Source organism: Pseudomonas sessilinigenes, assembly GCF_003850565.1.
In the GTDB taxonomy this organism is placed as follows: domain Bacteria; phylum Pseudomonadota; class Gammaproteobacteria; order Pseudomonadales; family Pseudomonadaceae; genus Aquipseudomonas; species Aquipseudomonas sessilinigenes.
The window spans coordinates 3,990,673-4,015,613 of sequence record NZ_CP027706.1 but is presented as its reverse complement, the minus strand read 5'-3'; the positions used below and the strand labels follow the sequence as shown (position 1 = coordinate 4,015,613).

Here is a 24,941-nt window from a genome sequence, read left to right as displayed (position 1 = left end):
TTCTCGTGTCCTTAAGGCCTCGATTCAGCGTAGCCGCTCAGCCGAGGAACAGCTGGTAGGCCGGGTTGTCGCTTTCGTCCCAGTACGGATAACCGATCTGCTCCAGGGCCGCAGGAACCAGGTGGCGCTCCTCGGCCGGCACCTGCAGGCCAGCGACCACTCGCCCGTCCGCCGCACCGTGGTTACGGTAGTGGAACATGGAAATGTTCCAGCGCCCGCCCAGCTTGTTGAGGAAGTTGAACAAGGCGCCCGGGCGCTCCGGGAACTCGAAGCGCAGGACCAGTTCGTCGCTGACCTTCTCCGCACGCCCACCGACCATGTAGCGAATGTGCAACTTGGCCAGTTCGTTATCGGTCAGGTCGATCACCGGGAAACCCTGGTCAGTCAGGTTGGCGATCAGGGCACTGCGCGGGTCGTTTTCCGGGTGGGTCTGCACGCCGACGAAAATGTGCGCCTCGCTGCCGGTGTTGTAGCGGTAGTTGAATTCGGTGATCTGGCGTTTGCCCACCGCCTCGCAGAAGGCCTTGAAGCTGCCAGGCTGCTCGGGAATGGTCACGGCGATGATGGCTTCGCGGCCCTCACCCAGCTCGGCGCGCTCGGCCACGTGGCGCAGGCGGTCGAAGTTGACGTTGGCACCGGAATCGATGGCCACCAGGGTCTGCCCGGTGATGCCACGCTGCTCGACGTACTTCTTGATCCCCGCCACCCCGAGGGCACCGGCAGGTTCGGTGATCGAGCGGGTATCGTCGTAGATATCCTTGATTGCCGCACAGATCTCGTCGGTGCTGACCGTGATGACCTCGTCGACGTGGTCCTTGCAGATATCGAAGGTGTGCTGGCCGATCTGCGCCACGGCCACGCCGTCGGCGAAGATGCCCACGGTTGGCAACACCACCCGCTCGCCGGCGGCCATGGCCATTTGCAAGCAGTTGGAGTCGTCCGGCTCGACGCCGATCACCCGCGTCTCGGGACGCAGGTACTTCACATAGGCTGCGATGCCGGCGATCAGCCCGCCGCCGCCGACCGGCACGAAGATCGCATCCAGCGGGCCGGGATGCTGGCGCAGGATCTCCATGGCCACCGTGCCCTGCCCGGCAATGGTGTGGGGATCGTCGTAGGGATGGATGTAGACGTAGCCCTTCTCGTCCACCAGTTTCAGCGAATAGGCCAGCGCTTCGGGGAAAGTATCGCCGTGCAGCACCACCTTGCCGCCACGGGAACGCACGCCTTCGACCTTGATCTCGGGAGTGGTCTTGGGCATCACGATGGTGGCCTTGACCCCCAGCACCTTGGCGGCCAGGGCCAGGCCCTGGGCATGGTTGCCCGCCGAGGCGGTGACCACGCCACGGGCGCGTTCGACATCGGTGAGCTGGGTCAGCTTGTTGTAGGCGCCGCGAATCTTGAACGAGAACACCGGCTGCAAGTCTTCGCGCTTGAGCCAGACCTGGTTGCCCAGCCGCTCGGAGAGCTGGCGAGCGGACTGCAACGGGGTTTCTACGGCAACGTCATAAACGCGCGAGGTGAGGATCTTCTTTACGTACTGTTCGAGCATCGGAAAGCATCACTGAGCGGGTTGGGCAGGGCCAAGGAGTCTAACCCAGCGTTTGCCCGGGCGACCACACGAATACAGAGGTTTTGGCCTGTCTCCGGGACCTGTCGCCAATCCAGGCAAACGAGTGGCCAGACGGGCAATGACCTGGCCGGCGCCGGCGCCTATAATGCCGGGCTTTGTGCCCCCTGCCCGCTTCGGAGCCCGCATGACCCAGGATCAACTCAAACAGGCCGTCGCCCAGGCCGCCGTCGACCTCATCCTGCCGAAACTCGACGACAAGAGCATCGTCGGGGTCGGCACCGGCTCCACCGCCAACTGCTTCATCGACGCCCTGGCCCAGCACAAGGGCGCCTTCGACGGCGCCGTGGCCAGCTCCGAAGCCACCGCCGCGCGCCTCAAAGGCCATGGCATCCCGGTGTACGAGCTCAACACCGTCAGCGAGCTGGAGTTCTACATCGACGGCGCCGACGAAAGCGATGCGCACCTGAACCTGATCAAGGGCGGTGGCGCGGCCCTGACCCGGGAAAAGATCGTCGCGGCCGTGGCCAAGACCTTCATCTGCATCGCCGATGCCAGCAAGCTGGTCCCGGTGCTGGGCGCTTTCCCGCTGCCAGTGGAAGTGATCCCGATGGCCCGCAGCCACGTGGCGCGCGAGCTGGTGAAGCTCGGCGGCGACCCGGTGTACCGCGAAGGCGTGATCACCGACAACGGCAACATCATCCTCGACGTGCATAACATGCAGATCAGCAACCCGGTGGAACTGGAAAGCCAGATCAATGCCATCGTCGGCGTGGTCACCAACGGCCTGTTCGCCGCACGCCCCGCCAATGTGCTGCTGCTGGGCACCGCTGAAGGCGTGAAGACCCTCAAGGCCTGATGCCCCGAGCCAGCGCAGGCGCTCACCGGGCGCCCGCACTGGCAGCACATGGCTTATTCCCCAGGCCTCCTGAAGACGTAGAACAGGTTCGGCTCGCTGACCAGGTACAGCGTGCCCGCCTTGTCCATGGCCATTCCTTCTGCCTGGGGCACAGCCTTGCTCAAGCCTTGGCGCCCCCTGCCCAGTGCCAGGGTACTCAACGGACGCCCCTCGGTATCCAGCTCTACGATCAGCCGCGATTCATCCGACAAAGCCAGCAGATGCCCGCTGCCCGCGTCGTACTGCAAGCTGGAGAGATCACGCACGAACAACCCCGCGTCGCGCCTGGGATCATTCACTACATGCATGCCACGAGGCGCGTGCGGGTCGCTGTCGGGAAAGCCCCGCACCTCATAGATCAGCATCGGATCGCGCTCCTTGGCGACGAACAGCCGCTTGCCCGAGGCATCGTAGGCCAGGCCTTCGAACCCCTTGTTGCCTCCCAGGTGCATGCCGAGGGTCACCTGCTCGGACAGCGCCGCATCCACCTGCGTCGTGCCCTCTTGCAGGTGAATCTTCACCAACCGCTGCTGGCGCTCATCGCTGATGACGTAAGTATCGGCACTGATGAACTCCACCGCCTCCGGGTCCGTGAAGCCGGCCAGGGCGATCCGCCGGAGAACCTGCCCCTCCAGGGACAGCTCGATCAGCTCGGCGTTCTTGTTGGTAACGGTGAACAGGCTATTGCGCAGCGGGTCGTAGGTCAGCGCCGAGACATCGTCCAGGCCCTCGATGGGCTGCGCCTCACGCACCACTCGGTAATCGCCCAGATTCAGCGATCGAGGATCACCCGTCTGCCAGTAGGCCTGCCAGTCGAACCAGGCGCGCTGCCACAACCGCTGGTTATGCGCGAACGCAACAAACAGCACGGCCACCAGGCAGAGCAATAGAGAGAGGGAATGAAGACGACTCAGAGGGTACATGGCAGGCAGGCTCGAAATCAGGACAGGCCGATGAAATATCACAGCCGACTGAATTCAAGCTTAATCCGCGGGAAGGCCCGGGAAACCGGGCCAGGACTCAGCGCTTCTCGAAGCGGTAGAACAGATTGGGCTCACTGACCATATACAGGTTGCCAGCTTCGTCCATGGCTACGCCTTCGGCCCGCGGAATGGTGTGTTCCAGGCCGTTGAAACCACCGAGCAGGGTCATGAAGCTGACTTGTTCGCCTTGCTCGTCCAATTCCAGCAACAGGTGGGAGTCGGCAGACAGCACCAGGGTATGGCCGGTGCGCGGGTCGATCCCCAACGCCGATAGATTGCGCAGGTCGAGCTCGTCGCTAGGCAGCTTCTGCTTGTCGCCCTTGAGCACGGTACCGTCGCTGCTCCAGGTGAACAACGCCGGCGGACGCTCCTCTCCCAACAGCAGTTGCTGCTTGCGCGGGTCCCAGGCCACAGCCTCGAAAGCCTTGTTCTGGTCTGCCGAGGGGCCCAGGTCATACTTCGGGAAGTCCGCGATGTTCAGCTCCCTGGTATTGCCATCGACCTTGACGACCACCAGCGAATGCTCGCGCTCATCGACAATCGCCAACAGGCCGTTTTCCATGACCGCCACCCCTTCCGGGTTGCTCCAGCCCACCAGGGGAATCTTGCGCAGGACATCGCCCTGCAGGGTCAACTCCACCAGGAACGGGTGTTTGCCCATCACCGAAAACAGGGTCTTGGTCTGCGGGCTGTAGGAAAGATCGGAAGCTTCATCACGCTCCATGCCCGGCAGGACCTTGGCATCGATCACCGCGCGATAAGCAGGCAGCCAGATACTGGCGTTGCGCTCGGCAGGACTGACGAAGCCTTCCTGGACCCAAAGCGCACCACGGTCATCCCAGTGCATGATGCTGGCGACGCCATAGCTGATCACCCCGGCCAACAGCAGCCAGGAATACCAACGCATGCGCAGGCGGCGCAGAGTAAAAGGTTTGGTCAGCGGTTGGGCATCCATTTCACAGATTCCAGAAGCTCGGCCATAGGTAATAGCACGCAGATTTCACATCCGCGAACGGTAAACCCGGTGATTATCCAGAGAGAATGTGAAAAAACGGTTAATGCCCTGGCGTTTTTACGAGGCGTCCAGATATTCAGGGCCGCCTCGCAGAAAGTTTCCGATCAACGGACGCTGCTGGCAAAGCGACTGGCGCCTGGCAACTCCAGTACCAGCTCATCCCCCACGTTCAGCGGACCCACACCCACCGGTGTGCCGGTGAGAATCACATCGCCAGCTTGCAGGGAGAAGCAGCCAGCCATGTACTGGATCATGGGGACGATGGGATTGAGCATGATGCTGCTGTTGCCATCCTGGCGCACCTCGCCATTGATGGTCAGGCGAATGCCAATATCGCCCAGGTCGGCAAAGGTGCTGCCCACTACAAAGGGCGCGATCACCGCCGCGCCATCGAACGACTTGGCGATTTCCCAGGGCAGGCCCTTGGCTTTCAGTTCGGCCTGCTTGTCCCGCAGGGTCAGGTCCAGGGCCGGGGCGAAGCCGGAAATGGCATCCAGCACCTCTTCACGGCTGGGCTTGGTGGACAGCGGCTTGCCGATCAACACGGCAATCTCGGCCTCGTAATGCACCGAGCCACGCTCGGTAGGAATGGCGAAACCGCCCTCCAGGGGAACGACGCAGCTACCGGGCTTGATAAACAACAAGGGCTCGGTGGGAACCGGGTTGTCCAGCTCCTTGGCGTGCTCGGCGTAGTTGCGACCGATGCATACCACCTTGCCCACCGGGAAATGAATCCGGGTACCGTCGACATACTGGTGCTGATAGCTCATTACCGACTCCTGCTCGTACGCGTGCTCTGGACGCTGCCTGGATTCAGGCAGCGAAGATCTTGCCCGGATTCATGATGCCGTTCGGATCGAATACCGCCTTGACCGCCTTCATGTACTCGATCTCCACCGGCGAGCGGCTATAGGTCAGGTAATCGCGCTTGGTCATGCCTACGCCATGTTCCGCGGAGATCGAGCCATTGTGCTTCTCGACGGTTTCGAACACCCATTTGTTGACCGTGGCGCACTTGGCGAAGAACTCGTCCTTGCTCAGGTTGTCCGGCTTGAGGATGTTCAGGTGCAGGTTGCCGTCGCCGATATGGCCGAACCAGACGATCTCGAAGTCCGGGTAGTGCTTGCCGACGATGGCGTCGATTTCCTGGAGGAATGCCGGCACTTTCGACACCGTGACCGAGATGTCGTTCTTGTACGGGGTCCAGTGGGAGATGGTCTCGGAGATGTACTCGCGCAGCTTCCACAGATTCTGCAGCTGGGTTTCGCTCTGGCTCATCACGCCATCCAGGACCCAGCCCTGCTCTACGCAATGCTCGAACGTCTCCAGGGCGTGGTTGGCCACCTCTTCGGTGGTGGCTTCGAATTCCAGCAGGGCGTAGAACGGGCAGTCGGATTCGAATGGCGCCGGTACGTCGCCGCGGGCCAGGACCTTGGCCAGCGCCTTGTCGGAGAAGAACTCGAAAGCCGTCAGGTCGACCTTGCCCTGGAACGCATGCAGCACCGGCATGATCGAGTCGAAGTCAGGCGTGCCCAGGACCATGGCGGTGAGGTTCTTCGGCGCGCGATCCAGGCGCATGGTGGCCTCGACCACGAAACCCAGGGTGCCCTCGGCGCCGATGAACAACTGGCGCAGGTCGTAGCCGGTGGCGTTCTTGATCAGGTCCTTGTTCAGTTCAAGCAGGTCGCCGTTGCCGGTGACCACCTTCATGCCAGCCACCCAGTTACGGGTCATGCCGTAGCGAATGACCTTGATCCCGCCAGCATTGGTGCCGATATTGCCGCCAATTTGGCTGGAACCTGCCGAAGCGAAGTCCACCGGGTAGTACAGGCCGTTTTCTTCCGCCAGGTTCTGCAGTTGCTCGGTGACCACGCCCGGCTGGCACACTGCGGTGCGATCGGTCAGGTTCAGTTCGAGAATCTGGTTCATGTAGTCGAAGGACACCACCACTTCGCCGCTGGCCGCCACGGCAGCGGCCGACAATCCGGTACGACCGCCCGAAGGCACCAGCGCCACCTTGTGCTGGTTGGCCCAGCGGACGATGGCCTGGACCTGTTCGATGGTCTTGGGGAACACGATGGCCGTGGGTGCGGGGGCGAAGTGCTTGGTCCAATCCTTGCCGTAGGCATTCAGCGAGTCGGCGTCGGTCAGCACCTTGCCGGGCTCAACCAGGGTCTTCAGCTCATCAATCAGGGCAGGATTGGTCATCGACAGAACTCTCGAACAATTCATGGTCATCCTGAGAACGCTTCACGTCGCAGGAATGAGTGTTTAGCGGGGCGCGTATGCTAGCATACCGCCCCCGCAGAAGAGTGCCCAAGGGCCTTCTGCGGTGTCGGCTTCGCGCCGTCCAGGTCAGCTCAAGCTGTCCAATTCCCTGCCATTTTTCTCCGGGACACAGGTTTACGCAGATGAGCAAGACTTCTCTCGATAAGAGCAAGATCAAGTTCCTTCTCCTCGAAGGCGTCCACCAATCCGCTGTCGACGTCCTCAAGGCCGCCGGCTACACCAGCATCGAGTACCTCACCAGTTCTCTGCCGGAAGCCCAGCTCAAGGAAAAGATCGCCGATGCACACTTCATCGGTATTCGCTCCCGTACCCAACTGACCGAAGAGATCTTCGACCACGCGAAGAAACTGGTCGCAGTAGGGTGCTTCTGCATCGGCACCAACCAGGTTGACCTGGCTGCTGCTCGCGAGCGCGGCATCGCAGTGTTCAACGCGCCTTACTCCAACACCCGCTCGGTAGCCGAGCTGGTACTGGCCGAGGCCATCCTGCTGCTACGCGGCATCCCCGAGAAAAATGCATCCTGCCACCGTGGCGGCTGGATCAAGAGCGCAGCCAATTCCTTCGAAATCCGCGGCAAGAAGCTGGGTATCGTCGGTTATGGCTCCATTGGCACCCAGCTGTCGGTCCTGGCCGAGGGCCTGGGCATGCAGGTGTTCTTCTACGACACCGTGACCAAGCTGCCGCTGGGCAACGCCACCCAGGTGGGCAACCTGCACGAGCTGCTGGGCATGTCCGACATCGTGACCCTGCACGTACCGGAAACCGCAGCCACCCAGTGGATGATCGGCGAGAAGGAAATCCGTGCCATCAAGAAGGGCGGCATCCTGATCAACGCTGCTCGCGGTACCGTGGTCGAGCTGGACGCCCTGGCGGACGCGATCAAGGACAAGCACCTGATCGGCGCAGCCATCGACGTGTTCCCGGTCGAGCCACGCTCCAATGACGAAGAGTTCGAAAGCCCGCTGCGCGGCCTGGACAACGTGATCCTGACCCCGCACATCGGCGGTTCCACTGCCGAAGCCCAGGCCAACATTGGCCTGGAAGTGGCCGAGAAGCTGGTCAAGTACAGCGACAACGGTACCTCGGTGTCCTCGGTCAACTTCCCTGAAGTGGCCCTGCCTGCCCACCCTGGCAAGCACCGTCTGCTGCACATCCACGAGAACATTCCGGGCGTGATGAGCGAGATCAACAAGGTCTTCGCCGAAAACGGCATCAACATCTCCGGCCAGTTCCTGCAGACCAACGAGAAGGTCGGCTACGTGGTGATCGACGTCGACGCCGAATACTCGGACCTCGCTCAAGAGAAACTGCAGCACATCAACGGCACCATCCGTTGCCGGGTGCTGTTCTAAGAGCAGCTGCAAGCGGCAAGTTTCAAGCGGCAAGCAAGGGCCCGCCCTGGTTTGTAGCTGCAGCCTTGTAGCTAGCCGTACAAAAAAGGGAGCCTTGATGGGCTCCCTTTTTTTGCGCGGCATTTACGTTTATTTCACTGTCACTGTGATTTTCTTGGAGACGATCACCGGGTCGAACGGTACGTGGTTCTTGTCTCCCAGCTCCAGTTGCAGGGTGTGCTTGCCCGGGGCCAGGGTCACTTCGGTCTCGGTCTGGGCCTTGCCGAAATGCAGGTGCTTGGCGTCCATCGGGATCGGCATGTTCTCGGCCGGCAGTTGGTCGACATCGATCAGCAGGTGATGGTGGCCGGTATTGGCGGCCTGGTCGCCAGCCGGCGCCAGGGCAATGCCCTCGACGCCGAACTTGACCTTGAAGGTCTTGTCCACGGTATCCCCGTCAGCTGGAGATACGATGAACACCTTGGCACCGGCGGGTGCCTGAGTACGAGGAATTTCAGCGGCGCCGACCTGCAATGAGGCCCCCAGCAACAGGCCGGCCAGTGCCGCGCAAGACATGAATTTATTCATTTTTTTCTCCAGTTTTCCGCAAATCTTTTACGGTTATGACAACTTCGTGGCGATTCGTTGTCGAAGGCACTCAACACCTTAGCAAAGCGAGCCTGAATGGCGCATCGCTCATATGACTTCAAGGAGTGACCATGCGTTTTCTGCCTGGCCTGATACTTTTGCTACCTCTGGTAAGCCTCTGCGCCCAAGCCGAACTGATTGACGACATCAACGACCGTGGTGAACTGCGCATTGCCCTGGAAGCCGATACACCCCCCTTCAACTTCAAGGACGAAGGCAGGCTCACCGGCTTCGAGGTCGAACTGGGGCAGTTGCTGGCCAGCGAACTGGACGTACGCGCCGACTTCGTCGTGACCGAGGCCGCCGAGCTGCTGCCTGGTGTCGAGAGCGGTCGCTTCGACGTCGCCATCAACCACATAGCAGTGACCCCGGAACTCAAGGATCGTTTCGACTTCAGCGAACCCTATAGCTACTCCAACGCCCAACTGATCGTGCGCAAGGAAGAACAACGCCCACTCTTCAACCTGCAATCCCTGCGCGGCCGGGCCCTCGGTGTGGCCCAGGGCAGCCAGTTCGTCGACCAGGCACGGACCGTGGAAGGGATCAACCTGCGCAGCTATGCCGACGCCCAGCAGCCGATCAAGGATGTAGCGGACAAGCAGATCGATGCCGCCATCAGCGATCGCCTGCTGATCCCCTACGCCATTCGTGACAGCCGCCTGCCAGTGAAGGAAGGCGCCAAGGTGGGGCCTACCCTGAGCCTGGCCATTCCCTTCCAGAAGGGTAATCCGGCCTTTCGCGCCAGCCTGAACGGCGCCCTGCAGCGGATCAAGGCCGATGGCCGGCTGATGACCCTGTCGGAAAAATGGTTCGGCATGGACGCCAGCAAACCGCCCAAGGGCGAGACCGAGCAATAAACCTGAGCTGTAGCCACTGGCGCAGGCCGCGAAGGGCTCGAAGGATTGCACCGCAGGGACGCCAAGGGTTTGGCGGGAGTGCGCCAAGCGAGGCGCGGCGGGCCTTATCGCAGCCTCACTGAAACTCGACAGCGGTTACGAGGACAATGCGGCGAGGGCGCTGGCGGCCTCGAGCAGTTGCAACTCGCTGAAGACCTGCACGCCATGTTGCTTGAGCAAGGCGGCGGTGACGCCCTCTCCCGGGACCTTGACCCCACTGAAGGTGCCGTCATAGGTCAACAGGTTGCCGCAAGACGGGCTGTTGGCCTTGAGCACGGCAATACGGATGCCGTGTTTTTCCACCAGGGCCAAAGCCTGCCGGGCCCCGGAGAGGAACTCGGCGCTGACATCTTCACCTTCCGTGGTCATCACCGGTGCCCGCCCCTGCAGCACATCGACGCCCTGGCCACCCGGGATTTCCGCCGCGGCCCGTGGTGTCGGCAAGCCACCAGCCACTTCCGGGCACAGCGCCACCACGCGCCCTTCCTGCTGCCAGGCCGCCAATTGATCGAAGGGGCCGCTGGCACCACCGTCGTAGCGTACGCGGTGGCCCAGCAGGCAGCGGCTGACCAGGATCTTGTGCATGGTCAGAACGGCTCGTTGCCACGGCGCCGGAACCAGCCGGTCAAGGACAGGCGTTCCCGGGTCGCGGGCAGGACTTCATGGGGCATTTCGCCGGAGAGGAATACCACCAGCCGGCCGCCGACCGGATCGACATCGTGCTCGCCGCGTTCCCCCAGGTACATGCGCAGTTGCCCGCCATGCTCGGGCAGCCATTGCAAATTGAGGTAGATCACCGCCGACACCATGCGCCGGTCATCGTCGCGAAAGCGGTCCACATGGCGCTTGTAGAAGGCCCCTGGTGGATACATCGCGAAATGACACTCGAAATCCTCCAGGCCGAGGAACAGGCCACGGTTCAAGGCTTCGCGCAGGCTGTCCATGAGCGCCAGGTAGGCGTCGCTGGCCTGGGCCTGGCCGGGCTCGAGCCACTGGATATGGTCGCCGCGGATACCCTCGCGGATTTCCTGGGCAGGGCCGCGCCCAACCGCCGCCGGAGCCAGTTCGCCCTCGGCGGCACGTTTACGGCACTCGGCAGCCAGGTCGAGGGTCAGAGCCTCAGGCAGGAAAATATCCTGCTGCGACCAGCCACGGGCGGCCAGGTCGTCGACGATGCTCAACAACAGCGGATGATCAGAGGGTATGTGCATGGCGCGCATAGTATCCAGCCGCAGATAAATCTGACAGAGCCGCAGGGCGGCAGATTCAGCTTTTTTTCCAACGTGCCTGGAACCATGACTTCATCTGATACGAATTCTCGACAACCACCCTCTTGCCCCGGAGAATAGTCGCCTGCTGACAGGAGTCCTTATGCGCCGTTTGCTTTTCTCACTGTTGATCCTCTGCACCATGCCCGCCTGGGCAGACAGCCACGACCAGTTGTACAAGGTCGCCGGTTGGGAGCAGCAGCGCGCGCACTTCAGCGATGCCCTCAACGCCGCCCAGCAGCGCTACCAGAACAGCCTGCCGCCAGCGGTCTACCAGGCCCTGGTGGACAACAGCAACCAGCGCTTCGCCCCCCAGGCCGTGGACAACCGGGCCGAGGAGCAACTACGCCAGCACTTGGCCGACCCGGCTCCCGCCCTGAATTTTTTCCAATCCCCCCTGGGCCGCAAGATCGTCGCCGCAGAACTGCTGGCTACCCGCCGCGACCAGTTGGCCAAGAACGCCCAGGGCCTGCCGAAGATGCAGGCCAGCGACAACCGTCAATTGATCATCGGCCACCTGGCCCAGGCCTTGCCCGCCCGCGAGGCCGGCGCGGAAGTCACCCTGGCCATCGCCGGGGTCGCGGCCGACAGCCTGAGCCAGATGATTCCCGGCCTGCTGGGCAACGGCCAGGCCCAGGGCATGCTCAACGGCCAGCGCCAGCGCCTGATGCAACAGATTGGTGCCGACTTGAACAACACCCTGCTGTACGTCTACCGAGACCTGTCCGATACCGAACTGGAAGAGTTCGCCACTTTTGCCGAATCCGCCGAAGGCAAGGCCTATTACCAAGCGGCCCTGGCCGCGATCCGCGCGGGCCTGGCGGTAGGCCAGAACACCTCCAGCCTCGCGCCCTGATCCGGCCACTCACCTGTAGCCGCTGCCGAGCCTGCAAGGCGGCGCAAAGGGCCGCAGGACCTTGCCAGGCGATCGCCTACCCAACCAACGACCTTGAAACCTGGCGGCCTAGGCCAGCGCCTCAGTGGCCACCGGCTGCAAGGCAGGCACGCTCCTGCGGCTCAAACGTGCCGCGCCAGGAACGCGAAATACTGGTCGCGGTACAGCGGCACTTCATTAGCCAAGTGATGCCGCGCTTCCGGCAGCATCAGCACCTCGGGCGCATTGAACTTGCTGCGGATCACCTGCAGGTTGTGCTGCCAATCCACGGTCATGTCCGCTTGCCCCTGCACGATCACCGGCTGCCTGTTGCTGCGCGGGGCTGCCTCCAACCGCTTGATCCAGCGCGCCAGCGCACCGACCCAGGCCGTCGGCAGGCGCTGGGGCTGCAAGGGGTCGGCCTGGAGGAACGCGAGGAAGTCCTGGTCGTTGGAGTTCTCGCTGAACCGCCGGGCGATGCCGGTGACGAAAGGCCGCAGCAGGTAGTAGCTGAGCAGCGACCAGCCCCACGCCCGGGGCCTGACCAGCGGCGATAGCAGAAACACCTGGCCCTGGGCCGGGCTTTGCGCACCCTGGTTGAGCAAGTGATCCATGACGATAGCCCCGCCGGTGCTTTGCCCGAACAGGTGCCAGGGCGTGGGCAGCTCCAGGGCCCGCGCTTGCTCGAACAACCCCAGCAGCACTTGCTGGTACACCGCGAAGTCGTCGATGCTGGCCCGTTCGCCACTGGACAGGCCATGGCCGGGCAAGTCACAGGAAATCACCACGAAATCCCGTTGCAGCGCCCACTCGATCACATGCCGGTATAGGCCCATGTGGTCGTAGAAGCCATGGAACAGGAACATCGTCGCCCGCGGCTGCGCTGGCCACCAGACCTGGCAGACCACCTCATAACCCTCCACCTGGAAGCGCCCCAAGCGGCTGCGGGGCACTCGCGCACGCCCGGCGAAGTCCAGGCCGTAGAAACGCTGGTAGGCCTGGCCCTGATCCGACAGGGGCTGCCCATCGGCCAGTGATTGCAGGCTGGCGCGCAGGAGGTCGGGGTCGAAGGTCGTAGGCATGGATGTTTCCAAAACGGGGTACCGGGCAAAACGGGCTTTGTGGGCCTGCGATATTCATCTGTCGCGGCAAGCATGGCAAGCTACGCGACCTTCGAGGACCGATCCCCATGCGCCAGCCCTACCGCACGACCCTGCTTGCCAGCCTGCTCGTCCTGATTTGCGCCGCCGTCCTGTGGAGCGCCTACGACTGGTTCCAGGGCCGCTACCTGCGCGCCTTCAGCGAGCATACGGCGATGTTCTCCGGCGATGCCCTGCAGTTGCCAGAGGAACTGGCCGGCCCGGGAGCGATTCGCCTGGTGCACTTCTGGGACCCGGCCTGCCCCTGCAACGTCGGCAACCAGCAGCACCTGGCCGAGCTGATCGAAACCTATGGCCCCCGGGGCGTGGAGTTCTACGCCGTGCAAAAGCCAGGCAGCCATGATCGGTTACCAGGCAACCTGGACCGGCTCAAGCCCCTGCACAACCTGCCCGGAGCCGAACAGATCCCCGCCAGCCCGGCCGTGGCGATCTGGGACCGCAACGGCCAGCTGGCCTACTTCGGCCCCTACAGCGAAGGCCTGACCTGCAACTCCAGCAACAGCTTCATCGAACCCATTCTCCAGGCCCTGCAGGAAGAGCGCGGGGTCAGCGCCACCCATACCCTGGCGGTGGGCTGCTACTGCCCCTGGGCCAGCGGCAACGACCAAGGCATTCACGACTAATCGAGGACTGCCTCCTGCGCACTGCTGTCCAGATGTGCTACATGTCTGCTGCCCGAGCAAGACGGCACTGAACACAACAACAGCAAGGAGCTCGCATGAAACGCAGCCTGACCGTCGTCGCCGTGTTGGTCCTCGCCCTGCTGGCGGGCATCGGCGGGTATCTGTACAGCAAGCAGCCGGTGCGCCAGGGCCAGGTGGAGATCAGCGGCCTGCAAGGCTCGGTCACGGTGCGCTACGACGAGCGCGGCGTACCGCACATCCGCGCGGAGAACGAAACCGACCTGTATCGCGCGCTGGGCTACGTGCATGCCCAGGACCGTCTGTTCCAGATGGAAATGCTGCGACGCCTGTCCCGTGGCGAGCTGGCCGAGATCCTCGGGCCCAAGCTGCTCGATACCGACAAACTGTTCCGCAGCCTGCGCATCCGCGAGCGAGCCGATAGCTACGTAGCCGCGCTGGACCGCCAGTCCCCGGCCTGGAAGGCCCTGGAAGCCTATCTGGACGGTATCAACCAGTATCAGGACAGCCACGCCCAACCCATGGAGTTCGACGTCCTGGGCATCCGCAAGCGGCCCTTTACCGCCGAAGACACTGTCAGCGTCGCCGGGTTCATGGCCTACAGCTTCGCCATGGCCTTTCGCTCCGAGCCCGTGCTGACCTACATCCGCGACGAACTGGGCAACGACTACCTGAAGATCTTCGACCTGGACTGGCAACCCAAGGGCGTGCTGGCCAAGGGCAAGCCACAACCGTCCCTGCCCCTGGCCACCATTGATTGGCAGGACCTGGGCCGCATCGCCCACCTGAGCCAGCAAGCCCTGGTGGAGGCCGGGTTGCCGCAATTCGAAGGCAGCAATGCCTGGGCCGTGGCCGGCAGCCGGACCAAAAGCGGCCGCCCGCTGCTGGCCGGCGACCCGCATATCCGCTACTCCCTGCCGTCGGTGTGGTACGAAGCGCAGCTGTCGGCACCGGGCTTCGAGCTCTACGGCCACCACCAGGCCCTGGTGCCCTTTGCGTTCCTGGGCCACAACCTGGACTTCGGCTGGAGCCTGACCATGTTCCAGAACGACGATCTCGACCTGATCGCCGAGAAGGTCAACCCGGACAACCCCAACCAGGTCTGGTATCACGAGCAGTGGGTCGACCTGGCCAGCAGCCAGCAGCAGATCGCCGTCAAGGGCCAGGCACCGGTGACCTTGACCCTGCGCCAGTCGCCCCATGGCCCGATCATCAACGACATGCTCGGCAGCACCGTGGGCAAGGCCCCGGTGGCCATGTGGTGGGGTTTCCTGGAGACCCCCAACCCGATACTCGATGGCTTCTACCAGCTCAACCGCGCCGACACCCTGGCCAAGGTCCGCGCCGCCGCAGCCAAGGTCCACGCACCCGGGCTGAATATCGTCTGGGCCAATGCCAAGGGCGATATCGGCTGGTGGGCCTCGGCGCTGCTGCCCAAGCGCCCGGCCGGCGCCAAGCCGGCCTTCATCCTCGACGGCAGTACCGCCATGGCGGACAAGGATGGCTTCTACCCCTTCAGCGCCAATCCCCAGGAAGAGAACCCGGCCCGGGGTTACATCGTCTCGGCCAACTTCCAGCCAGTCTCGCCCACCGGCATGGAGATCCCCGGCTACTACAACCTCCCCGACCGCGGCCAGCAGCTGGATCGCCAACTCAGCGACAAGAGCGTGAAATGGGACCTGGAGAACACCCAGAAGCTGCAACTGGGCACCACTACCGCCTACGGTCCGCGCCTGTTGGCACCTCTGCTGCCAGTACTGCGTGAAGTGGTCAGCGCCCCAGAGGAACTCAAGCTGGTGGAACAACTGGCGCAATGGCAAGGCGACTATCCGCTGGAATCCACCAGCGCCACCCTGTTCAACCAGTTCCTGTTCGAACTGGCCAACGCCACCTTCCATGAAAAGCTCGGCGATGCTTTTTTCGATGCGCTGATCCAGGCCCGCGTTGTGGATGCCGCCCTGCCGCGCCTGGCGGCAGATCCCGATTCCCCCTGGTGGGACAACCGTGCCACCGCCCAGCGTGAAACCCGGGCCGACACGGTGAAAGTGGCCTGGCGCGCCAGCCTCGACCACCTCAAGCGCACCCTGGGGCCGAACCCGGCGCAATGGCGCTGGGGCACTGCCCACACCCTGACCCATGTTCATCCGCTGGGCATGCAAAAACCCCTGGACCGCGTGTTCAACGTCGGCCCCCTGGAGGCCCCCGGCAGCCATGAGGTGCCGAACAACCTCACCAGCAAGATCGGCCCGGCCCCCTGGTCGGTGGTCTACGGCCCTTCGACCCGGCGCATCATCGACTTCGCCGATCCGGCCCATAGCCTGACCATCAACCCGGTCGGCCAGAGCGGGGTGCTGTTCGACAAGCACTATGACGACCAGGCCGAGGCCTACATCGAAGGGGTTTACCAGCAGGCGCACTTCAGCGAAGAGGAAGTCACTGCCAACACCCGTAGCACCCTGAAGCTGCTGCCGGCCCGCCGCCCCTGAACCAGGCGCCCTGGTAGCCGCCGCTGGCTACCAGGACGGCGGGGCGAAGTTCGCCCGGAACTGCTGCGGGGTCAGCCCCAGGCGGCGCTTGAACACACGGAGCAGGTGCTGGGCATCGCGAAACCCGCAGCGATAGGCCAGGGTCTTGAGCGGCGCCGACGAGCGCTCCAGCAGCGCCCGAGCGGCATCTACCCGCGCCCGCTCGACGAACTGTGCCGGGGTTATTCCAGCCTCACGAACAAAGACCCGGGAAAAGTTGCGTGGACTCATGCGCGCCGCACGCGCCAGCTCGCCGATACTCAGGTTGTCCTGCAGGTGATCCAGCACATGTTGCTGGACCTGGGCCACGACGGAGGTGGCTGTAGCCTGGGGCAGCAGGAACGGGCTGAACTGCGACTGGCCTCCGGCGCGCTGGGTAAACACCACCAGACGCTTGGCCACGTTCAAGGCCACCTCGGCGCCCCAGTCCTTGGCCAGCAGATACAACGACAGGTCGATGCCGGCGGTGACCCCCGCCGAGGTAAACAGCCTGTCGTCCTCGACATACAGGCGATCGACCTCGACCCGAGTCGAGGGATACAAGGCCGCGAGCGCCGGCGCATTGCTCCAGTGGGTGGTCACCGTGCGTCCCTCCAGCAGGCCTGCCCGAGCCAGGATGAACGCGCCGTTGCATATCGAACCGAAGCCCGCGGCCCGGGCACAAGCCCCGCGCAGCCAGGCGTCGAAGGCCGGACCGAAGTCGCTGCCGGGGACTTGCGGCCCACCCGCCACCAGCAACAGGTCGAAGGCTTCCACAGCCTCTTCGAAGGAGCGCCGGGCCTGCAGCACCAGGCCGTTGGAGCAAACCTGCGCGCCGGCCTGGAGCCCGATCACCTCCAGGCGGTAATGGTCTTCGGCCGGCAAGAACCGATTGGCCTCGCAAAATACGTCCATGGGGCCCGTCACATCGAGGGCCTGGACACCGGGAAACACCAGGATGGCAACGGATCTGGCCATGGCACGCACCTTCTTCTATGGGCCGGGCAGGCAAGCCCGACACTGGATTGTCGCAACCAGGCCCCCGAGGCGACAGCCCATGGCCGTAAATGCCCCCAGGTTGGCCCGGATCGCAGCCCCGGATCGATTGTCCCCATGCCTGGCCAGGCACAGACTCTGGGCTCCAGCGCCAGTACGGCGCCCGCCACGAGGACCGCCCCATGAGCTCCACCATCGCCGGGATCAAGATTCCCGACAGCGCCCTGGCCCGGGCCACCACCGACTACATTCGTGATATCGAATCCGACTTGCTGTACCACCACTCGCGTAGGGTGTTCCTGTTCGGTGCCCTGAGCGGCGAACGCCGCCAGTTGCAATACGACTCACAGCTGCTGTACGTCGGCGCGATGTTCCACGACCTGGGCCTGGTGCCCGGCCACCGCAGCGACGACCAGCGCTTCGAAGTCGACGGCGCCAATGCCGCCCGGGACTTCCTCAAGCCCTACGGGCTGAGCGACGACGATATCGAGCAAGTCTGGCTGTCCATCGCCCTGCATACCACTCCCGGCATCCCCCAGCACCTGCGCCCCACCGTGGCCCTGGTCACAGCCGGGGTCGAGATGGACGTCCTGGGCATCGACTACGCGGCCTTCCCCAGCGCCCAGCGCGAGGCGGTGGTGCATGCCCATCCCCGGGGCGAAGGTTTCAAGGAGTGCATCATCTGCGCATTCGCCGACGGCCTGCGCCATCGGCCGCAGACCACCTTCGGCAACGTCAAGACCGATGTCCTGGCCGACCAGCAGCCTGGGTTCCAGCCGACGAACTTCGTCGAAGTGATTCGCCGCTCGCCCTGGGTTTCCTGAACCAGGATACGAGGCCAGAAACCACAACGCCCCTGGAAAGGGGCGTTGTGCTATTGCAACAGGCTCAAGCGGCTTGCGGCGCCTTGGGCCGACGCACGTCCGGCTGTTTCCAGGAATCGGCGGCGCTCTCTTCGATGGCTTGCTGGATCGCCCGCTTGCGGGCCTCTTCGGCACGCCGGCTGAAGAACCAGACCAGGAAGGTCACCAGCGATACCGCCAGCAAAATCAGGCTGGCCACGGCATTGATCTCCGGCTTGACCCCCAGGCGCACTGCCGAGAAGACTTCCATCGGCAAGGTGGTGGAGCCCGGGCCGGACACGAAGCTGGCCAATACCAGGTCGTCCAGGGACAAGGCGAAAGACATCATGCCGCCCGCCGCCAGGGACGGGGCGATCATCGGGATGGTGATCAGGAAGAACACCTTGAACGGCCGCGCGCCCAGGTCCATGGCCGCTTCTTCGATGGACAGGTCCAGCTCGCGCAGGCGCGCCGACACCACCACCGCCACGTAGGCGGCACAGAAGGTGGTATGGGCGATCCAGATGGTGGCGATGCCACGCTCCTGGGGCCAGCCGATGGCCTGGGCCATGGCCACGAACAGCAGCAACAGCGACAGGCCGGTAATCACCTCGGGCATCACCAGCGGCGCGGTTACCAGGCCGCCGAACAGGGTGCGCCCCTTGAAGCGGCTGATCCGGGTCATGACGAACGCCGCCAGGGTGCCCAGGGCCACCGCCGCCACGGCGGTGTAGCAGGCGATCTCCAGGGAGCGCAGCACCGAGCCCATCAACTGGGTGTTGTCCAGCAGGCCGACATACCAGCTGACCGACCAACCGCCCCACACCGTCACCAGCCGCGAGGCGTTGAACGAGTAGATCACCAGGATCAGCATCGGCAGGTAGATGAACAGCAGGCCCAGGACCAGCATCAGGTTGGAGAAACTGAAGCGCTTCATTCCTTGGCCTCCATTTCTTTGGCCTGGCTACGGTTGAACAGGATGATCGGCACGATCAGGATCGCCAGCATCACCACCGCCAGGGCCGAGGCCACCGGCCAGTCACGGTTGTTGAAGAACTCCTGCCACAGCACCTTGCCGATCATCAGGGTCTCCGGACCACCGAGCAATTCAGGAATCACGAATTCACCCACCACCGGGATGAACACCAGCATGCAGCCGGCGATGATGCCGTTCTTGGACAGCGGTACGGTGATCCTCCAGAAGCTGTTGAAGGTCCCCGACCCCAGGTCGGCAGCGGCTTCCAGCAGGCTCGGGTCATGCTTGACCAGGTTGGCGTACAGCGGCAGCACCATGAACGGCAGGTAGGAATAGACCACGCCGATGTACACCGCGGTGTTGGTGTTGAGGATCTGCAGCGGCTCGCTGATCCAGCCCATGGACATCAGGAAACCGTTGAGCAGGCCGTTGTTGCTCAGGATGCCCATCCAGGCATAGACGCGGATCAGGATCGCGGTCCAGGTCGGCATCATGATCAGCAGCACCAGCACGGTCTGCATTTCCTTGCGGGCACTGGCGATGGCATAGGCCATCGGGTAGCCGATCAGCAGGCAGAGGATGGTGCTGATGAATGCCATCTTCAGCGAGCCGAGGTAGGCGGCGATGTACAGCTCGTCGTCCCCGAGCATCGCGTAGTTGCCCAGGTTCAGCAGGATCTGCAGCTTCTGGTCGACGTAGCTGTAGATCTCGGTGTACGGCGGGATGGCCACGTCCGCTTCGGCGAAGCTGATCTTCAGGACGATGAAGAACGGCAGCATGAAGAACAGGAACAGCCAGATGAACGGAATCCCGATGACCAACTGGCGGCCTCCGGGAATTATTCGGTCGAGTCGGCGCTTGAGCTTTCGCATGTTCATGAGCGCAGTACCACGCCGCTGTCGTCTTCCCACCACACGTAGACCTGGTCACCCCAGGTCGGCCGCGCCCCGCGGCGCTCGGCGTTGGCGACGAAGGATTGCACCAGCTTGCCGCTCGGCAGTTCGACGTAGAACACCGAGTGGCCGCCCAGGTAGGCGATGTCGTGGACCTTGCCGCTGGACCAGTTGTATTCGCAGGTCGGCATCTCGGCGGTCACCAGGAGTTTTTCCGGGCGGATGGCGTAGGTCACCGACTTGTCCTGGACCGAGGTGCTGATGCCATGGCCGACGTAGATGTTGCGGTCCACGTCCTTGCAAGTGATCAAGGCATGGCCTTCGGCATCGTCCACCACTTCACCCTCGAAGATGTTGACGTTGCCGATGAACTCGCAGACCAGGCGGCTGACCGGGGTCTCGTAGATATCGATCGGGCTGCCGATCTGGGCGATCCAGCCCAGGTGCATGATGGCGATGCGCTCGGCCATGGTCATGGCCTCTTCCTGGTCGTGGGTCACCATCACGCAGGTCACCCCCACGCGCTCGATGATCTCCACCAGTTCCAGCTGCATCTGCGAGCGCAGCTTCTTGTCCAGGGCGCCCATGGGTTCGTCGAGCAACAGCAGCTTGGGTCGCTTGGCCAGGGAGCGGGCCAGGGCCACGCGCTGGCGCTGGCCGCCGGAGAGCTGGTGCGGCTTGCGCTTGGCGTACTGGCTCATCTGCACCAGCTTGAGCATCTCCGCCACCCGGGCATCGACCTCCGCCGTCGGGATCTTGTCCTGCTTGAGGCCGAAGGCGATGTTCTGCGCCACGGTCATGTGCGGGAACAGCGCATAGGACTGGAACATCATGTTGATCGGCCGCTCGTAGGGCGGCATGTCGGTGATGTCCACGCCATCGAGGAAGATCCGCCCCTCGGTAGGCCGCTCGAAGCCGGCCAGCATGCGCAGCAGGGTGGACTTGCCCGAACCGGAACCACCCAGCAGGGCAAAGATCTCGCCCTTCTTGATTTCCAGGGACACATCGTCCACGGCCACCGTCTCGTCGAACTTTTTCGTGACCCGGTCGATCTTGACCAACACCTGCTTGGGTGTCTGGTCGCCCTCGAGGGCTTTCTTATAGGCGCCGGAGGCAACTGCCATTTGCGAAACTCCCAACAAAATTTTCAGCCCGCCCCTGGTGGACGGGTCCCGGATAGTTTGAGCCTGTAGAACTATTTACCCGTCTTGACCTTGGTCCAGCTGCGGTTCATCAAGCGTTGGATACTGGCTGGCAACTCTATGGACACGTAAGTCTTGTCGAGCACGGCCTGCGGTGGATAAACCGCTTCATCGGTGCGAATGGACTGGTCCATCAGCTTGTCCGACCCGGGGTTGGGGTTGGCATAACCGACGTAGTCACTGACCTGGGCGATCACCTCAGGTTGCAGCAAATAGTTGATGAAGGCATGGGCCTCCTTGACGTTGCTCGAATCCTTGGGGATGGCCAGCATGTCGAACCACAGGGCGCCGCCTTCCTTGGGAATGGCGTAGGCGATGTTCACGCCCTTGCCGGCATCGGCGGCCCGGGCCCGGGCCTGGAACACGTCGCCGGAGAAGCCGACCGCCACGCAGATATTGCCGTTGGCCAGGTCAGAGATGTACTTGGACGAGTGGAAGTAGGTCACGTAGGGACGTACCGCCAGGAGCTTGGCCTCGGCCTTCTTGTAGTCCTGAGGGTTGGTGCTGTTGGCGTCCAGCCCCAGATAGTTGAGCACCGTGGGCATCATTTCGTCGGCGGAATCGAGGAAGGCCACGCCGCAGCCGCTGAGCTTCTTGATGTTCTCCGGCTCGAACAGGGCGCTCCAGGAGTCGATCTTGTCCACACCCAGGGCGGCCTTCACTTTCTCGACGTTGTAGCCGATGCCGTTGGTGCCCCACAGATAGGGCACCGCGTATTGGTTACCCGGGTCGTTGGCCTCAAGACGCTTGAGCAACTTCGGGTCGAGGTTGGCATAGTTGGACAACAGGCTCTTGTCGAGCTTCTGGAACGCCCCGGCCTTGATCTGCTTGCCCAGGAAGTGGTTGGACGGCACTACCACGTCATAACCGGTACGACCGGCCAGCAATTTGCCTTCCAGGGTTTCATTGGAATCGAATACGTCATACAGCGGCTTGATACCCGTGGTCTTTTCAAACTCAGACAGGGTGCTCTGACCGATGTAGTCGGACCAGTTATAAATATGCACCGTCGGTGCCGCCTGAACGCCTGCCACCAGCGTCAGGCTGGCGGCGACCAGCATGGCTTTGCGAAATAAAGAAATAGGCAAGTGGAGGTCCTCTTAAATAGTTGGGCCCAAGTTGCTCCGAGCTACCTGACAGCCCCCAAGCTGCCCAGCAACAAAACCGGCGCGCAACTTACCCTCGATAAACCAATCCAGCAAAACTTTCTGTCATTTATTTGTTCCCTGTTGCCGTCGTCGTCACGACAACGGCAACAGGTCTTGCTGAAAATCGGCTTACTTGCCGGATTTGATCTTGGTCCAGCTGCGAGTCAGGATGCGCTGGGTTGCGGCCGGCAGGTCGGCGATCGCATACAGCTTGGCCTGGACTTCAGCCGGTGGGTAAACGCCTGGATCGCTGGTGATGTCTTTATCGACCAGTGGGGTTGCAGCCGCGTTACCGTTGGGGAAGCGCACGGCGTTGGTGATCTCGGCCATGATTTCCGGCTTCTGCAGGAACGTCATGAACTTGTAGGCACCCTCGACGTTCTCTGCGTCCTTGGGAATGGCCACCATGTCGTAGAAGCTGCCAGCACCTTCCTTGGGAATGTTATAGCTGACCTTGACCTTGTCACCGGCTTCCGCAGCGCGGGCCTTGGCCTGGTAGATGTCACCCGAGTAACCCACGGCTACGCAGATATTGCCATTGGCCAGGTCCGAGATGTATTTGGAGGAGTGGAAGTAGCCGATCGAAGGACGGATCTTGAGGAACAGCTTCTCAGCCTCGTCCAGTTGCTTCTTGTCCTGGCTGTCGGTCGGATAGCCCAGGTAGTGCAGCGCCACCGGGATCATCTCGGTCGGCGAATCGAGGAAGCTGATACCGCAGGACTTCAACTTCTCGGCGTTTTCCGGCTTGAACAACAGGTCCCAGGAGTTGGTGGGAGCATCGGCACCCAGCGCAGCCTTGACCTTCTCGGCGTTGAAGCCGATGCCGATCGAACCCCACATGTAAGGGAAGGCATGCTTGTTGCCCGGGTCACTCACCGATACCGCCTTGAGCAGCGACTCGTTGAGGTTCTTCCAGTTCGGCAACTTGGACTTGTCCAGGTCCTGGTAGACACCGGCCTTGATCTGCTTGGCCAGGAAGTTGTTGGAAGGCACTACCACGTCGTAACCGGACTTGCCGGCGAGCAACTTGGCTTCCAGGGTTTCATTGCTGTCGAAAACGTCATAGACAACCTTGATACCCGACTCGGCTTCAAACTTCTTGATGGTGTCTGGAGCAATGTAGTCGGACCAGTTGTATACGTGCAGCACTTTATCGTCCGCCTGTGCTGCCGCCGCCATCACGCCCATCAGGGACATGGCGAGGAGGGTCTTGCCAGCTAACTTCTTACCTAATGCCTTCATGCGTAATGCTCCAATTATTCTTTTTAACCACATTCTCGGTGATCAGGAGCCAGGACCAGGTTCCGGGCCACTAAAAACGGCGGGTAGTCTGGCAAGATCCAAGGCCGGCTTTCAAGAAAAGTCGGCCTTTAATCTGCCCTGGACACGGTGCCCGCAAGCACCGCGCCCAAAGCCTAGCACTCAGCCCTGCAGGACACTCAAGGTCAGGTCCAGGCACTTACGCGCCTTGGCCACCAACTCGTCGATTTCCGCCTCGCTGATCACCAGCGACGGGGCAATGATCATGGTGTCGCCCACGGCGCGCATGATCAGGCCGTTGTCGAAGCAGAACTGCCGGCAAATCATGCCCACGCCCCGGCCCTCGTAGCGCGCCCGGGTGGCCTTGTCCTTGACCAGTTCGATCGCCCCCAACATCCCCAGGCCACGAACTTCGCCCACCAGCGGGTGGTCGCCGAGCTCACGCAGACGCTTCTGCAAATACGGTGCCGTCTGGCTATGTACCTTCTCGACGATTTTTTCTTCGCGCAGGATGCGGATGTTTTCCAGGCCCACCGCTGCTGCCACCGGGTGGCCGGAATAGGTGAAGCCGTGGTTGAAGTCACCGCCCTCGCTGAGCACCTTGGCCACGGTGTCACGTACGATCACACCACCCATGGGGATGTAACCGGAGGTCAGGCCCTTGGCGATGGTCATGAGGTCAGGCGCCAGGTCATAGTAGTCGGCGCCGAACCATTGGCCGGTGCGACCGAAGCCGCAGATCACTTCGTCGGCGACGAACAGGATCTCGTACTTGGCGAGGATTTCCTTGATCTTCGGCCAGTAGGTTTCCGGCGGGATGATCACACCGCCAGCGCCCTGGATCGGCTCGGCAATGAAGGCGGCAACGTTGTCTTCGCCGACTTCGAGGATTTTCTTCTCCAGTTGCTCGGCAGCCCACACGCCGAACTCATCCGGCGTCATGTCGCCGCCTTCGCCGAACCAATATGGCTGCGGGATATGCACGATGCCGGGAATCGGCAGGCCGCCCTGCTCGTGCATGCCGCTCATGCCGCCCAGGCTGGCGCCAGCTACCGTGGAACCGTGGTAGCCGTTGATGCGGCCGATGATGGTCTGCTTCTGCGGCTTGCCCTTGAGCGCCCAGTAATGGCGCACCATGCGCAGCACGGTGTCGTTGCCCTCGGAGCCGGAGCCGGTGAAGAACACATGGCTCATGCCCTTGGGGGCCACGTCGATGATCGCCTTGGCCAGCTCCAGCGCCGGTGGGTGGGCAGTCTGGAAGAACAGGTTGTAGTACGGCAGTTCGCGCATCTGCTTGCTGGCCACCTCGGCCAGTTCGTCACGACCGTAGCCGACGGCCACGCACCACAGCCCGGCCATGCCGTCGAGAATCTGGTTGCCTTCACTGTCCCACAGGTACACGCCCTTGGCATGGGTGATGATTCGCGGCCCCTTCTCCTTCAGTTGATTGAAGTCGCTGAAGGGTGCCAGGTGGTGATCACTGCTGAGGGTTTGCCACTCGCGGGTTTGCGGGTTTTTATGAGTCATCAATGTCTCCTTAGTGTCAG

Annotated in this window: 23 protein-coding genes; 7 read left to right on the top strand and 16 right to left on the bottom strand. The window is 62.7% G+C overall.

What is annotated here, in order from left to right:
• Positions 1 to 37: 37 nt before the first annotated feature.
• Positions 38 to 1,552, bottom strand: a complete 1,515-nt coding sequence (gene ilvA / locus C4K39_RS18540; protein WP_068575427.1) for a threonine ammonia-lyase, biosynthetic — start codon at positions 1,550 to 1,552, stop codon at positions 38 to 40.
• A gap of 205 nt (positions 1,553 to 1,757) precedes the next feature.
• Here ilvA and rpiA point away from each other — a divergent pair, with 205 nt between their 5' ends.
• Positions 1,758 to 2,429 (top strand): ribose-5-phosphate isomerase RpiA, encoded by a 672-nt coding sequence (gene rpiA / locus C4K39_RS18535; protein WP_124347147.1) that lies wholly within the window; start codon positions 1,758 to 1,760, stop codon positions 2,427 to 2,429.
• Positions 2,430 to 2,482: 53 nt separating this feature from the next.
• Here the strand turns inward: rpiA and C4K39_RS18530 are convergent, their stop codons facing one another.
• From C4K39_RS18530 to C4K39_RS18515, 4 genes are all read right to left on the bottom strand, one after another.
• Positions 2,483 to 3,391 carry an SdiA-regulated domain-containing protein gene (locus tag C4K39_RS18530; RefSeq protein ID WP_124347146.1) on the bottom strand — a complete coding sequence of 303 codons (909 nt, stop codon included), beginning with the start codon at positions 3,389 to 3,391 and terminating at the stop codon, positions 2,483 to 2,485.
• A 97-nt stretch (positions 3,392 to 3,488) separates the two neighbouring features.
• Entirely contained in the window at positions 3,489 to 4,406 is a 918-nt protein-coding gene (locus C4K39_RS18525) for an SdiA-regulated domain-containing protein (protein ID WP_068575424.1), read from the bottom strand.
• A gap of 164 nt (positions 4,407 to 4,570) precedes the next feature.
• Positions 4,571 to 5,236, bottom strand: a complete 666-nt coding sequence (locus tag C4K39_RS18520; RefSeq protein WP_124347145.1) for a fumarylacetoacetate hydrolase family protein — start codon at positions 5,234 to 5,236, stop codon at positions 4,571 to 4,573.
• A gap of 43 nt (positions 5,237 to 5,279) precedes the next feature.
• On the bottom strand, positions 5,280 to 6,674 hold the full coding sequence (locus tag C4K39_RS18515) for a D-2-hydroxyglutarate dehydrogenase (protein WP_068575422.1): 1,395 nt from the start codon (positions 6,672 to 6,674) through the stop codon (positions 5,280 to 5,282).
• Positions 6,675 to 6,877: 203 nt separating this feature from the next.
• Here C4K39_RS18515 and serA point away from each other — a divergent pair, with 203 nt between their 5' ends.
• On the top strand, positions 6,878 to 8,107 hold the full coding sequence (serA, locus tag C4K39_RS18505) for a phosphoglycerate dehydrogenase (RefSeq protein WP_068575421.1): 1,230 nt from the start codon (positions 6,878 to 6,880) through the stop codon (positions 8,105 to 8,107).
• Positions 8,108 to 8,236: 129 nt separating this feature from the next.
• Here the strand turns inward: serA and C4K39_RS18500 are convergent, their stop codons facing one another.
• Entirely contained in the window at positions 8,237 to 8,674 is a 438-nt protein-coding gene (locus tag C4K39_RS18500) for a DUF4399 domain-containing protein (protein WP_068575420.1), read from the bottom strand.
• 131 nt (positions 8,675 to 8,805) lie between these two features.
• Between C4K39_RS18500 and C4K39_RS18495 the strand changes: the two genes are divergently transcribed.
• Positions 8,806 to 9,591 (top strand): transporter substrate-binding domain-containing protein, encoded by a 786-nt coding sequence (locus C4K39_RS18495; RefSeq protein ID WP_124347144.1) that lies wholly within the window; start codon positions 8,806 to 8,808, stop codon positions 9,589 to 9,591.
• Between the two features lie 135 nt (positions 9,592 to 9,726).
• Here C4K39_RS18495 and C4K39_RS18490 read toward each other — a convergent pair whose 3' ends face one another.
• Positions 9,727 to 10,215 (bottom strand): 2-thiouracil desulfurase family protein, encoded by a 489-nt coding sequence (locus C4K39_RS18490; protein ID WP_124347143.1) that lies wholly within the window; start codon positions 10,213 to 10,215, stop codon positions 9,727 to 9,729.
• A 2-nt stretch (positions 10,216 to 10,217) separates the two neighbouring features.
• Positions 10,218 to 10,850 carry a 2OG-Fe(II) oxygenase gene (locus C4K39_RS18485; RefSeq protein WP_124347142.1) on the bottom strand — a complete coding sequence of 211 codons (633 nt, stop codon included), beginning with the start codon at positions 10,848 to 10,850 and terminating at the stop codon, positions 10,218 to 10,220.
• A gap of 151 nt (positions 10,851 to 11,001) precedes the next feature.
• On the opposite strand from C4K39_RS18485, the gene C4K39_RS18480 reads away from it, so the two are divergent.
• Positions 11,002 to 11,754 (top strand): DUF2059 domain-containing protein, encoded by a 753-nt coding sequence (locus C4K39_RS18480; RefSeq protein WP_124347141.1) that lies wholly within the window; start codon positions 11,002 to 11,004, stop codon positions 11,752 to 11,754.
• A gap of 161 nt (positions 11,755 to 11,915) precedes the next feature.
• Here the strand turns inward: C4K39_RS18480 and bipL are convergent, their stop codons facing one another.
• The gene (gene bipL, locus C4K39_RS18475; protein ID WP_124347140.1) at positions 11,916 to 12,854 is read right to left on the bottom strand and encodes a phospholipase BipL; all 939 of its coding nucleotides are present in this window, start codon (positions 12,852 to 12,854) and stop codon (positions 11,916 to 11,918) included.
• A 107-nt stretch (positions 12,855 to 12,961) separates the two neighbouring features.
• Between bipL and C4K39_RS18470 the strand changes: the two genes are divergently transcribed.
• Both C4K39_RS18470 and C4K39_RS18465 read left to right on the top strand, forming a co-directional pair.
• Entirely contained in the window at positions 12,962 to 13,555 is a 594-nt protein-coding gene (locus tag C4K39_RS18470) for a DUF6436 domain-containing protein (protein WP_124347139.1), read from the top strand.
• A 95-nt stretch (positions 13,556 to 13,650) separates the two neighbouring features.
• Positions 13,651 to 16,059 carry a penicillin acylase family protein gene (locus C4K39_RS18465; protein ID WP_124347138.1) on the top strand — a complete coding sequence of 803 codons (2,409 nt, stop codon included), beginning with the start codon at positions 13,651 to 13,653 and terminating at the stop codon, positions 16,057 to 16,059.
• A gap of 27 nt (positions 16,060 to 16,086) precedes the next feature.
• Here the strand turns inward: C4K39_RS18465 and C4K39_RS18460 are convergent, their stop codons facing one another.
• Positions 16,087 to 17,055, bottom strand: coding sequence for a GlxA family transcriptional regulator (locus C4K39_RS18460; protein WP_124347137.1), 969 nt, complete (start codon positions 17,053 to 17,055; stop codon positions 16,087 to 16,089).
• 200 nt (positions 17,056 to 17,255) lie between these two features.
• On the opposite strand from C4K39_RS18460, the gene C4K39_RS18455 reads away from it, so the two are divergent.
• On the top strand, positions 17,256 to 17,897 hold the full coding sequence (locus C4K39_RS18455; protein WP_124347136.1) for an HD domain-containing protein: 642 nt from the start codon (positions 17,256 to 17,258) through the stop codon (positions 17,895 to 17,897).
• A gap of 64 nt (positions 17,898 to 17,961) precedes the next feature.
• Here the strand turns inward: C4K39_RS18455 and C4K39_RS18450 are convergent, their stop codons facing one another.
• From C4K39_RS18450 to C4K39_RS18425, 6 genes are all read right to left on the bottom strand, one after another.
• Positions 17,962 to 18,852 carry an ABC transporter permease subunit gene (locus C4K39_RS18450; protein ID WP_022641701.1) on the bottom strand — a complete coding sequence of 297 codons (891 nt, stop codon included), beginning with the start codon at positions 18,850 to 18,852 and terminating at the stop codon, positions 17,962 to 17,964.
• A complete protein-coding gene (locus C4K39_RS18445) occupies positions 18,849 to 19,769 on the bottom strand; it encodes an ABC transporter permease subunit (protein ID WP_022641702.1) in 921 nt (306 codons plus the stop codon). The genes C4K39_RS18450 and C4K39_RS18445 overlap by 4 nt, the downstream gene beginning before the upstream one ends.
• Entirely contained in the window at positions 19,766 to 20,908 is a 1,143-nt protein-coding gene (locus tag C4K39_RS18440; protein ID WP_068575409.1) for an ABC transporter ATP-binding protein, read from the bottom strand. Before C4K39_RS18440 ends, C4K39_RS18445 begins: the two co-directional genes overlap by 4 nt.
• A gap of 71 nt (positions 20,909 to 20,979) precedes the next feature.
• Positions 20,980 to 22,074 (bottom strand): polyamine ABC transporter substrate-binding protein, encoded by a 1,095-nt coding sequence (locus tag C4K39_RS18435; RefSeq protein ID WP_124347135.1) that lies wholly within the window; start codon positions 22,072 to 22,074, stop codon positions 20,980 to 20,982.
• Positions 22,075 to 22,263: 189 nt separating this feature from the next.
• Positions 22,264 to 23,376, bottom strand: coding sequence for a polyamine ABC transporter substrate-binding protein (locus C4K39_RS18430; protein ID WP_068575407.1), 1,113 nt, complete (start codon positions 23,374 to 23,376; stop codon positions 22,264 to 22,266).
• A 180-nt stretch (positions 23,377 to 23,556) separates the two neighbouring features.
• The gene (locus C4K39_RS18425; RefSeq protein ID WP_124347134.1) at positions 23,557 to 24,921 is read right to left on the bottom strand and encodes an aspartate aminotransferase family protein; all 1,365 of its coding nucleotides are present in this window, start codon (positions 24,919 to 24,921) and stop codon (positions 23,557 to 23,559) included.
• Positions 24,922 to 24,941 lie beyond the last annotated feature (20 nt).